At 45.5% G+C, this 12,671-nt stretch carries 4 protein-coding genes; 1 reads left to right on the top strand and 3 read right to left on the bottom strand.

What is annotated here, in order from left to right:
* Window positions 1-64: 64 nt before the first annotated feature.
* On the bottom strand, window positions 65-7,624 hold the full coding sequence (locus tag ACLGGO_RS08715) for a PAS domain S-box protein (RefSeq protein ID WP_446419000.1): 7,560 nt from the start codon (window positions 7,622-7,624) through the stop codon (window positions 65-67).
* A 184-nt stretch (window positions 7,625-7,808) separates the two neighbouring features.
* On the opposite strand from ACLGGO_RS08715, the gene ACLGGO_RS08710 reads away from it, so the two are divergent.
* Window positions 7,809-8,777, top strand: a complete 969-nt coding sequence (locus tag ACLGGO_RS08710) for a cation transporter (RefSeq protein ID WP_446418999.1) — start codon at window positions 7,809-7,811, stop codon at window positions 8,775-8,777.
* Between the two features lie 290 nt (window positions 8,778-9,067).
* On the opposite strand, the gene ACLGGO_RS08705 is transcribed toward ACLGGO_RS08710, so the two are convergent.
* The gene (locus ACLGGO_RS08705) at window positions 9,068-9,640 is read right to left on the bottom strand and encodes a hypothetical protein (protein WP_446418998.1); all 573 of its coding nucleotides are present in this window, start codon (window positions 9,638-9,640) and stop codon (window positions 9,068-9,070) included.
* A 74-nt stretch (window positions 9,641-9,714) separates the two neighbouring features.
* The gene (locus tag ACLGGO_RS08700) at window positions 9,715-12,468 is read right to left on the bottom strand and encodes a valine--tRNA ligase (protein WP_446419008.1); all 2,754 of its coding nucleotides are present in this window, start codon (window positions 12,466-12,468) and stop codon (window positions 9,715-9,717) included.
* Between the last annotated feature and the right edge of the window lie 203 nt (window positions 12,469-12,671).

Below are 12,671 nucleotides of genomic sequence, written 5' to 3'. Positions count from 1 at the left end.
GTCTATCAGAAAGCCATAAAACATATAGCAAAAGGCAGGGCTAAAAATAACGAAGGAAGACAAATCACCAATCTCCAAAACAATTATCCAATAAATCAACAATTTTTTCATAGTCAAAATTAGCCGCCATTTCCAATACTTCCAGGGCAAAGGGAATATAATCAGGATTCATATCCTGGAGTCCCATAGTTTCCTGTTCAACGCCAGCGACATCCCCCATACTCGCCGCTTCATAGAGAGCCGCTAACTCCTCCTGAGAGGGGATTACCATATCGCCAGATTCAGAAGATAGTTTTGATTGTTCTGCTTTCGCCTGATAAACCCAGGACACATTTAAATACACCTGAATTTTCTGGAGCAAATCTGTTGTAGCAATCGGCTTAGTCAGGAAATCCGTACAGCCTGCATCCAAACTTTCAACGCGGTTATTGGCAAACGCATTGGCAGAAATCGCAATAATTGGCGTATTTCTAAACTCAGAGAGTTGGCGTAGCTGTTGCGTCATTTGGTGTCCATCCATGATTGGCATAACAATATCAACCAGAATCAAATCGGGTTGCCATGCCAATGCTTTTTCTAATCCCTCTCGTCCATTCGTGGCGTCTTGAACCTCAAAGCTAAGGGGTTCTAAAATACTCTTGAGAACGGCACAATTTTCCCACCGATCATCAACAATCAAGATTTTGCGTTTAGCACCAGAATAACCCACAATCATATCCATCGGTTTTGCGAGGATGACTTCTGCTGAAGAAGGAACTTCGGGTAAATCAACCTCGAACCAGAATTTACTCCCCACGCCAAGAGTACTCTCAACCCCAATTTTGCTCCCCATGAGGGCGACGAGTTTGTGAGTAATTGCTAATCCTAATCCGGTTCCTTCATGGCGGCGAGAACTATCCTTAATTTGCTCGAAGGGTAAGAAGATTTTCTCTAAGTCTTCGGAACTCATGCCAATTCCCGTATCTTCAATTTGGAAGCGAATTTTTTGTAATTTTTGAGTGTGTCGGGGCGGGTTTAGCCTATCTTGTGGATCTGTTGATGATAAGCTTTGTTCAAAACCCGCCATTGTTGAGTCTGTAGGGGCGGGTTTCACTTCTATCGTTTCGTGACTCGCCCGGATGTGACTCAACCCGCCCTGAGTGAATTTTGGCTCAATTCCATAGTCTTGAGTGGTGATAATTTCAACAATGACTGTAAAAGTAACACTCCCTTTATCCGTGAATTTAACCGCATTAGAAAGCAGGTTCATTAAGACTTGGCGCAGTCGCTTTTCATCCCCATAAATCACTTGGGGCATGGGTGTGGGAGCGTGGTAGATAAAGGTAATGTCTTTTTGAGTAGCTTTGAGGCGGAATATTTCACAGAGTCCGACAATAAAGGAGGGGAAATGAAACTCTTCGGGATAGAGTTCCAGTTTGCCAGCTTCCACTTTTGACAGGTCTAAAATATCATTAATGAGAGTAAGTAAATGTTGACCGCATTGGTAGATGATCTCAATTCCATCCTTTTGTTTTTGGGTTAAATTTGAATGGGGTTTGAGAATTTGAGCATAGCCTAAAATCCCATTCAAGGGCGTGCGAAGTTCATGACTCATAGCCGCCAAAAACGCACTTTTGGCACGATTAGCGGCTTCAGCAGCGTCTTTGGCTTTGGCTAATTCTATCTCGGTTTTCTTGAGTTCAGTAATATCAATTTCAATGCCATCCCAAACGGTGCTTCCATCCTCTAAGCGACGGGGGGCGGAACGTACATAAGACCATCGAATATCACCGCTAAGTGTTCGCTTTCGCATCTGCATCTCATAAAGCGAAAGATTACGCCAGGATTCTTCATTTCGTTGGTAATTAAGCTGGCGATCTTCGTCAACAATTAGATTAAACAAAACACTAGCATCCTGGATAATTACCTCTGGTTTAATTCCGACTAATCGTTCAATTCCGGCGGTGATATAGGAGAAGTGAAAGTTGCCATTGGGTTCTCTAACGAGTTGATAAATTAAACCATTCGGTAGATTATCTGCCAAGGTACGCAGCCTATATTCGCGCTCTTGTAAGGCTAATTCTGCCTGTTTGCGTTCGGTAATATCTTGACCGATTCCCACAGTAGAACCATCGGGTAAGCGAATATTTGCCCAAGTAATTTCGAGAACTTCACCCCTGCGGTTTCGAGTCTGACAGTCTTGCCAAGTTCCATCGGCTTTGATCATAAAGTCTAACACTGAGGCGCGATAGTCTGGGTCAGGATAAATCTCTGCCATAATATCAATATCTCGCATTTCTGCCAGTGACCATCCCAATGTTTGCTCCAATGCTGGGTTAATGAATTCTACCTCAACCCCTTCTTTATAGAAGCACAACATGATCGGAATAGAATCAAAAATTGTCTGGAGAATTTCTTTTTGCTGGCTCAGTTGCAATTCAGCCGCTTTGCGATCGCTAATGTCTCGTAATATGGCTGTACATAAGATTTCGCCGTTGATCTCCAGCTTAGAAATTGAGGCTTCTGTGGGAAACTCTGTCCCATCCTGACGGCGAGCAAAAAGTTCGTTGCGTTCTCCCATTTGTCGTGCTGTACCGACAGATTCAGCAAAATTACTGACGTGATGGCGGTGAATTCTAGCGGCGCGAGGAGGTAAGAGTAAATCTAGAGGTTGACCTAATACTTGATCGGCTTTGTAGCCAAACATTTTTTCCGCACCCTGATTAAATAGGGTAATTTGTTGCTGTTCGTTGACAGAAATAATCGCATCATTAGCAATTTCTAGAATCCCAGAAAATCGAGCTTGAGAGGCTTCTAGGGCAAGTTCAGCTTGTTTGCGATCGCTAATATTGCGAGTCAGGGCAATTACCTCATTGTGATTCAGGGGAACCATTCGCGCCTCGAAGTATTGTTCCCCCTGATTAAGGGGTAAAGAATACTCTAAACTGATCAGTGATCCCGTTGCCAAAACTTGCTGAATCGCCCCATATAGTTTTGCGCCTGCTGAAGTCGGTAATACCTCTTGAATGTTATGATTCAAACATGATTCTGGTGAGGTAGAGAACTCAGAGTTTTTGGTACGAAAATCTAGAATCGTACCATCCGCCGCCAGACGAAACAGGATATCGGGAAACGCATCAAAAATGGCTTGCATTTCCTGATTCGTTTGCCGCAATTTGGTTTCCACCTGTTTCAATTTAGTGAGATTCCGACAATTGACGATAACTCCGGAAATCTGCTGATTAGCATCCAGGTAAGGGATATAGGTGACGCTGATAAATTCCTGTTTCCCTCCCGGATAGTTAAACCATTCTTGATAGTTTATGGTTTCACCCGCCAGACATCGATCTAAATTCGGTTTAATCACCTGTTCAAATACCTCCTCTCCCATCAAGTCACTCACCGAATATCCGACAATCTCGTCAGATCCTTTTTGATTCCAATCTAGATAGGCTTGATTGACAACTTGATAGGTGTAATTCATATCCAGCAAAGAAATGGCATCGGTTGTCGATGAAACAATCCGTTCATACCGTCGTAAAGCATCTTCGGCTTCTTTGAGTTCGGTGATATCCTGAGAGGTTCCCAAAATTTTAATCACCCGATTCGTTTCATCCCGCTCAAACACCACTTCCCGTGACAGTAACCAGCGCCAAGAGCCATCTTTGTGGCGAAATCGACTCTCGGTGGATAAAATATCGCTATCTGATGCCGTTTGCCAAAAGTTTATATTCCGCTCAATCAAAGGCAAGTCATCGGGATGGAGAACATCCAGGAAAAACTCTATCCCCCGGCAGATAATTTCTTCGGGGGTGTAACCTAATATATCGAGGGATTGTCGATTAATATACAGATCTGTTCTCGCTGTTGGGTCAAACAGGTAGAGCAGTTGTGGCGAAGTATTGATGATTTTTTCGATAAACCGTTGATTTTCCTTAAGTTGAAGTTCAACCTGTTTGCGATCGCTAATATTCAAGCTCGTGCCAATTAGTCGATAGATGCGGGAGTTACTGTCTTTCAGGGGAGTTAAATTACTAATCCACCAAGAGTCTTTTTCGTTAATTTGTAGCGAATGTTCATAAGTGATCTGCTCTCCCGCCGCCAGACAGTGATGATACCGTTGACACACCGCCTCGGCAATGTCTGGTGCTAATATTTCTTGTGGTGTTTTCCCCTGTATTTCTGAGCAGCGAAGACCAGACATCCGTTCATGAGTCGGGTTAATGCTAACATAGCGAAATTCACCCGTTTCCAGAACGTCAACGATAAAGACAGCCGCTTCAATACCCTCGTAAATACTGCGTAAAAATGTTTCACTTTCTCTGAGAGATTCCTCAGCTTGTTTACGTTCGGTGATATCAATTAAATACCCAACACATTCCAGGGGTATCCCAGTTTCATCCCGAACTAACATCAGTTGCGTGGCGAACCAGTGATAGGTACCATCCCCATGGTGAAAGCGGTACTCGTAGGTACAATATCCCTGAGCAAACAGTTGCGGTACAACCTCGTTAATCACCGCCATATCTTCCGGGTGAACCCGCATCGCCCAAAACTGGGCATTGTGGATAAAGTTCTCAGCATCATAGCCAAGAATTGTACTGGCATTTTCACTCATAAATGTGGCGGAGAAATCGCCTGCGACTTGACAACTAAAAATAACCGCTGGACTCGCGGTGAGCAGATATTGTAAGCGTTCTTTAGTAGATTGGAGTTCTATCTCCGCCTGTTTCCGTTCGGTAATATCTTCTACCAAACCGACAAACCGCAACGGTTCTCCTGTCTCATCTCGCACCAAGGAAATATCAGCGTTAATCCAGCGTTGTTCACCATCGGCTCGAATGATCCGATAGTCTCGCTTCACCGGATGTCCTTGAAACTGTTGGCTAAGGGAATCGAGAACCAATTGGCGATCCTCTGGATGTACCGCCTCTATCCAAGATTCGGGGTTTTGAGATAGACTCTCACAGGAGCGTCCCCATATTGTTTCGTAAGCTGGACTGACGTAAAGAAACTTACCGGAACTCGTGGAGCGGACAAAGAAGAATTGACTCACGGTTCTAGCAATTTCTTGGAAGCGGTTCTCGCTCCTGATTAAAGCTTGTTCAAACTCCTTACGCTCGGTGATATCCTGGGTGACAACCATCCCGGCGATTACGTTACCCGCATCATTTCTCACCGCCGTACTCTGACACAAATAGGTTAAACCTCCGATGCTAATTTCTTGAGTCTGCTCAATTCCAGCCAAAGCAGCATGATAGAGTGGCTCAACCATGACACAAGTTGCTGGGGGTAAAACCTCCCAGATGGTTTTCCCGTGCAACGCTTCCCAGCTATATCCCGCTTGTGCTAACGCCTGACCATCCGCCACCAGATAGCGTAGATTAGGGTCAAACAGGAAAATTGCCCCATTGGGGAAATTCCTAGCCATGGCGCGATACAGGTACTCACTGGTACGGAGAGCGTCTTCGGCAAGTTTGCGATCGCTAATATCCCGCGCTACCCAAATCACCGACTGATCAGACAAGGGAGCAATGGAGATAGTGAACCAAGTCTGGCGATTATCCCAGGTTAAATTATAGTCAAAATAGATTGTCTGCCCGGTTTCTAATACCTGTTGAACTTGGGTAAACCAACAATCCTGTGCATCCTCAAAAAATTGCTCAATAATTACATTAAGCAGGTTACTGTCTTCCGGGGACAAGTACGTTCGCTTCGTCGGTGCAACTTGAACGCTTTTTTGATGATCAATTATCAGGACAATATCGTTAATGGCTTCAAAAATTGTCCGGATTTGTTGATCAGAACTATAAAGTTTGCCTTCGAGTAACTGACGCTCAGCCATTTCTTGTTGTAATCGTTGGTTAGCTTCAACTAATTCAGCAGTTCGTTGAGCGACGTTGGCTTCTAGGGTACGATTGTAATTCCGTCGGAGAGTCTCGGCTCGCTTGCGTTCCGTGATATCAGCGAAGGCTGCGATCGCGCCGATAATTGTCCCGGTTTGATCTAATAGCGGTGTTCCATAAACTTCCAAGGGAACAATATGATCCGGTTGATGAATTTCTAGGTCTTCCACTATTGTTTTTTCCCCGTTCAGAGCGCGAACGACGGGCAGATTTTCCACCAGATACAATTGATTACTCTCGCTCTGATAAACCTGATAAGTCGCGGCTAATTCCTCAGTTTTGGCGTCGGGTAATGTCTCAATTCCCAGTAACTCTTTTGACTTTTCGTTGGCATACGTTAATTGTCCGTTAATATCATGAACGGATATCCCTACCGGTATCGCTTCCAGAATTTGAGTCAATCGGCTTTCACTTTCAGTTAAGGCTTGATTGGAGGATTGAAGTTGAGTAAAATACTGTTGTAGTTGCGCTGCCATAGTCTGGAATGATTCTGCCAGTTGACCGACTTCATCCCCCCGGTTCATGGCGATTGATTGCTGCCATTCTCCCCGCGCGATCGCGTCAGCGGCTTTATTTAATTGTAGAATCGGTTTCGTCACCCAGCGAGCGGTACTAATTCCCATAATAATAGACAGGATTAATGCCGCAACACACAATCCTATCGTGGTGCGAGTATTGGCATGAATCTCTGCCATAAAGTCAGATTCAGGAACAACGGTGACAATTAACCAATTCAACCCAGATTGCTCCTGAATCGGATTAATATGCAAGTAATAGTGATTGTGCTTAAACGTAAACTTAAATTCTTGAGCCTGCTTGATTTCAGACCAGTTATTAACCTGATTCAATAGAAATTTTACAGACGCTTTAGTCAGAGGATTCCTACTCTGTTGAACAGGTATCCGCCAGTCTTGAGGATTTAAGTTTTTCCGATAATCTGCCTTTAAATCTGGCTTAAAGGGGATTTCACCCGTAGAACTAGCAACCAGTTCTCCTTTTTGATTAATAATGAAGACTTGACCCGTTTGTCCCACTTCCACATTCTCTAGAAACTCAGCCAACTCAGGTACAAAAAAGGTAGCTACCAAAATCCCTTGAAACGTCCCCTCTGAGTCATTAAACGGCAAAAAATTAGCGATCAGAAATAGGGGTTGATCAACGCCCTGGGATAAACTAACAAGCGGATGCCAAATTCCTTTACCTGCTTGCTTTGTCGCTTGATACCAAGAATCACCATCGGGTGGATCATTGTGGGGATCAAAGTCATATCTAACTTGGGTTCGTTTAATTCGCTGACCCTGAAGATCGGCAGTATAGTAGTGAAAGGCGTAGTTCGTCGATTGATCTAAAACACGGATAACTAAAGAATCACTTGCTAATAATTTGCCTACATTCAAGAATTCTCGTTCCTCAGTGACGATTGCCATACTACTCACCGTGGTATAGATTTGGAGTTGCTGGGCGAAGTAGCGTTCTAAACCCGGAAAATTTTTCCAGTCTACAACTCCAGTACGAATAGCAGCGGCAAGGTTTTGAGTAACCTGGTGAGGAGTTTCCAGATAATGGTACACATTTTGCTCGACGCGCTTGTCCACCTCATCGATTAACTGATAGGCTATGTTTTCAACTGCCCTTTGACCATTTTTATAGGAGAGATACCCCACCAATCCCACCGTTCCCACAATTTGCAGAACAAAAGGTACAATCAGAACGGTTCCCAAGGGAAGGTTTCCCGCCACGTTAGTTAGGATACTGTTGAAAGATTTAATAGGGTTGAACATAAAGACGACAAGGAATGGGAAACCGAGAATATGGAACATTGCTCCCTCATCTCCCCTATCCCTAGCAATCTTGGCGAAAGAAAGCACAGATTGGGCTTACTATTGGGTAGTTTCCCCGTTTGGGTTCACTACCTTCTGACAGATGAGTGAAGGATCAAATCGCATTCAGACAACTCGTCTGATACTATTCACGACGCTTTGGCTAACCTTATTTATTTTATCGGTAAAAGTTTCTGCGGCTTGGGCGACGCGATCGCTAAGTCTTATGGCAGAATCGATGCAGACGTTGCTGGTTAGCTTCAGTACCCTGCTGAGTTTATATAAGCTGATCGGGAATGAGCATCCCATACGGCGATCGGTGTATGGTCATGGTAAGTGGGAAACCCTGATCCTATTCTTACTGATTGGCTTTTTCGGGTTTACCGGATTGAATGTCTGGGGGATATCGAGTCAACAGTTGCTTAACTGGGCTTTCGACGACTTGCTGACGTTGCCGGTTCGGGTGAGTTTACCCCTGATTCAATTAATCGGCGTCGTAGTAATTACCAGTTTAGGGTTGGCATTAGTGGGACTGTATCAAGCTAAACTACTCAGAAGTGCGGCTGTGCAGTTTAATGCCCGACAACTCTTGCTGGATGTCTGCCTAACTCTCGTCGTACTCCTTGGGCTTGTGGGAGTCGGGGCGGGGTTAGTTTGGCTGGATGTGGTGTTAGCCATTGTACTGGTTCTGGTGGCGGTGAGGAATTGCTGGCAGGTTGTGAATTGGCAGTTTCCCCTACTGGTTGAGCCAACTGCGATCGCCCCAGAAATTCTCGCGCAAATCGCTCACCAAGTTGGCGGAATCACTCACTGTTATCACATTCGCTCACGGGGAATTGTGGGGCGTTATGTGTATATTCAAATGCACCTGATCATACATCCTGAATTTGCCGGAGTAACCTCCGTACTTGTGGAACGAATTAAGGGCATGATTGAGGAACAATATGGTCCGGTGCAGGTGACATTTTATATTGAGGATGACTTTGCGATTGCAGTCAATCGTTATCGCTCAAGGTTTATATCTGATCCTAATCGTGATGATTCAAATAATCCTGAGTTCGGCGATTGGTGATTTGTCATTCGTCATTTGTCATTGGTAATTTGTCATTTGTCATATCATGTCCGGTTGAATACCCATAATTACGGTGATGGGAAGTAGGGGCTTGGTAACCAAGCCCGTACATTTTTAGTAGGGGTGATGGGTCTGGACATGATATCATTTGCAATAATTGAACGGTTAGGTCGGGGCGGGTTTAGTTACATCAGGGTGACAACGAAATGTTAGTAGTAAAACCCGCCCCTACAAAAGATGCATCGGAACGTCTCAGCTCCCCCTGCTCCCAGACGTAGCATGCTACGTCTCTACATTGCTTCCCCTGCTTCCCCTGCTTCCCCTGCTTCCCCTGCTTCCCCTGCTCCCCCTGCTTCCCCTGCTCCCTCATCTCCCTCATCTCCCTCATCGGGATGCTCAATATTTTTTAATTGTTCCTGTAACTTAGCTTCCCGTTCTTCAAGTTGTTGCTCTTTGAGTTTTAATTCAATTTCTAAGGCTTGAATGTTTTCACGACGGGCTTCCATTTCGGCACGCTGGCGGGTTAAATCTTGACTTTGTAGGGTCAAATCCTGTCGCCATTGTTCAGTGCGAGTCAATTCTTCCTGTAAGAAGATGGGCGTAATCCCGATGGTTAGATATCGTTGGATGAAGTTTAACACCCACTCTTTCGCCGAGTAAATACTCACAACGTCTTGATTGTCAGAAATATCTACCAACACTAACAAGCCTTGATTAAAGGAGTTCGCCTCATTTGATGAGAACGAAAGGCTTTTTGGTGGATTAATGAGTGCCCAGGAGTCATCAGATTCTTGACGGGCTAGCAATTGCAGTTCAATGCCGCCGCCATTGTCGTTGTTTTGCACTTCACCCAGATGTAGCATAGCCTGTTAGTTGTTGGTCGTTAATCAGTAAGGAATTGATCGTCAAGAAGGAATAATTTATCATCGCTTTAGAGTTAGAGTCTTTTTAGGCGATCGCGCAAAATTTCGGCTTGATGCACAGACTCACTCAATGCATCCTTAGCGCCCTGCACAACAGGGGCGGGGGCTTTGTTGACAAAGTTTTGATTCGCCAAACGACTAGATAGAGATTTGACTTCGGCATCGATTTTGCTGAGGTCTTTTTCTAACTTAGCGCGAAGTGTCTCGACATCGACTAAACCCGCTAGCGGAATAATCACTTGAATGGTGCCAATCACACCCGCCATTGTGGTTTTGAGTTCTTCCTCTAAGGCTGGCACAATGGTTAAGGTATCGACTTTGCCTAAGTCTTGCAGGTAGGATTCACCTTTGTCTAAAATCTCACGTTCATCAGGATTTTCACTTTGCAAAATCACGGGTGCTTTTGCCCCAGGTTTAATCCCAGCTTCTGCACGCAGGTTACGGATGGTGCGGATTGTCCCAATTAATAACTCGAACTGGTTTTCCAGTTGTTGATCAATAGGGAATGCGCCTGATTCTGCTTCCGAGTCGGGCAGGGCGGGATAAGGTTGCAGCGCCAAACATTCATCCGTTTTTTGGGTTAAGGTATGCCAGATTTCTTCGGTAATATGGGGCATAAAGGGATGCAGGAGTTTCAGGATACCATCGAGGATGTATGCCAGGGTTTGCTGGGCAATTTGCCGCGATTGAGTTCCTTTTTGTCGCAACCGTTGTTTAACCAGTTCAATATACCAGTCACAAAAGTCACCCCAGATAAAGTCATAGAGTCCTTTGGCGGCTTCTCCTAAACCGTAACCCTCTAGTTGTTGACGGGTTTGAGTGACAACTTGATAAAAGCGGGAGAGAATCCAGCGATCGCTTAATTCTAATTTATCCCTTTCCTTCTCCAGTGGCGAACCCAACCCTTGGGGAGGTTTGCCATCTAGATTCATCATCACAAACCGCGCCGCATTCCACAGTTTATTGGCAAAGTTGCGCGAGGCTTCCACTGACGCCGACTCATCGGTCTGGCGATTATACTCTAAACGAATATCTTGACCCGCACCAGCGACTTCTCGGACTAAGGTATAACGGAGTGCATCTGTACCATATTTCTCGATCAGGATCAGCGGATCAATACCATTATTTGCCGACTTGGACATCTTTTTGTTATTTTCATCCCGGACTAAGCCGTGGATGTAAACGGTTTGGAATGGCATTTGATCCGTAAAATAACCCCCCATCATCGTCATCCGGGCAACCCAGAAGAATATGATATCAAAGCCTGTAACTAACACGGTGGTGGGGTAGTAGGTTTCTAAATCCGGCGTCTGTTGGGGCCAACCCATAGTTGAGAAGGGCCACAAGCCGGATGAAAACCAAGTGTCGAGCACATCGGGGTCTTGGATAAGCTTGACATCTTCGCCAAATTGTGATATTGCTTTTTCTTGAGCATCGGCTTCATTGTGAGCCACGATAAACGGTGTCCTATCGGTAATTTCTCCCCCGGTTTCACTCACCGCATACCAAGCCGGAATTTGGTGTCCCCACCAGAGTTGGCGAGAGATGCACCAGTCTTCTAATTTTACTAACCAGTCTCGGTAAACTTTTTTCCAGCGTTCAGGAACAAAGTCGGGGGAGTTATGCTGATCCAGCCATTCGAGCGCTTTATCAGCCAGGGGACGAATCTTAACGAACCATTGGGTAGATAATAGAGGTTCAACGGGGACTTTGCCGCGATCGCTATAGGGAACAGTATGGTGATAATCTTCTATCTTGACCAGGAATCCATCCGCCTCTAGTCGCTGCACCACATTTTTCCGAGCTACAAATCGGTCTTGTCCTTGAAAAGACCCAGCATTTTCATTGAGCGTGCCATCTTTATTCAGGATATTAATAAACGGCAAGTCATGGCGTTTGCCCATCTCAAAGTCATTGGGATCATGAGCCGGAGTCACTTTCACGCACCCCGTACCGAAGCTAGGGTCAACCAACTCATCCCCAATAATCGGAATCTCTCGCCCCATAATCGGCAAGGTTAAGGTTTTGCCAATTAAATGCTGATAGCGTTCATCTTGGGGATTAACCGCCACCGCTGTATCACCCAGCATCGTTTCAGGTCGAGTTGTCGCCACTTCCACTGACCCATTTCCCTCACTCAGGGGATAACGAAAATGCCACAGATGTCCATTAACCTCCTTATTTTCCACCTCCAAATCCGAAACCGCCGACTGAGACTGGGGACACCAATTCACCATATATTCACCCCGGTAAATCAGTCCAGCGTCGTAGAGTTGGACAAAGGCTTCAAGTACTGCATTAGACAAACCTTCGTCCATAGTGAACCGTTCCCGCGACCAATCCACCGACACGCCTAAGCGACGCAATTGGTTAACAATCCAACCCCCTGATTCCTCCTTCCATCGCCAAGCGCGATTTAAATAATCTTCCCGTCCCACCTCTTGACGAGTCTTGCCTTCTGCTTTCAGTTTTCGGTCTAAAATCGTGGTAACCGCAATACTCGCATGGTCAGTCCCCGGTAACCACAGCGTATTACACCCCTTCATCCGGTTATAGCGGACGAGGATATCCATAATCGTTTGTCCCAAGGCGTGACCCATGTGCAGGCTACCCGTAACGTTGGGCGGTGGAATCACCATGGAATAGGGTTCACCACCTTGTTCAGGGTGGGCTTGGAAGACACCCTGTTCTTCCCAGAATGTCTGCCATTTGGCTTCAGTGGTCGTGGGATCGTATTGAGTGGGTAGGGAGGGAGTGGTTGCTGTCATGGAAATCGTGGGTTTTACGTTTAATTTTGCCATACCCGACGACGGGGTTTGGGGTTCAGGGAGATTATTCGGCTAAATCGGGTCACTGACCCTGACGAATGACAAATTTATCCGGACTGAAGTCTTGTTATTTTTTCAGACCAAGGTAAGATATAAAAGCCTGTTTAGGCGACGTTTGACAGTCGCAGCGGGAACGTATACGT

This window comes from Coleofasciculus sp. (genome assembly GCF_046565525.1).
In the GTDB taxonomy this organism is placed as follows: domain Bacteria; phylum Cyanobacteriota; class Cyanobacteriia; order Cyanobacteriales; family Coleofasciculaceae; genus Coleofasciculus.
The sequence above is the reverse complement of the archived record's forward strand: the minus strand, read 5'-3'. Positions and strand labels throughout refer to the sequence as shown.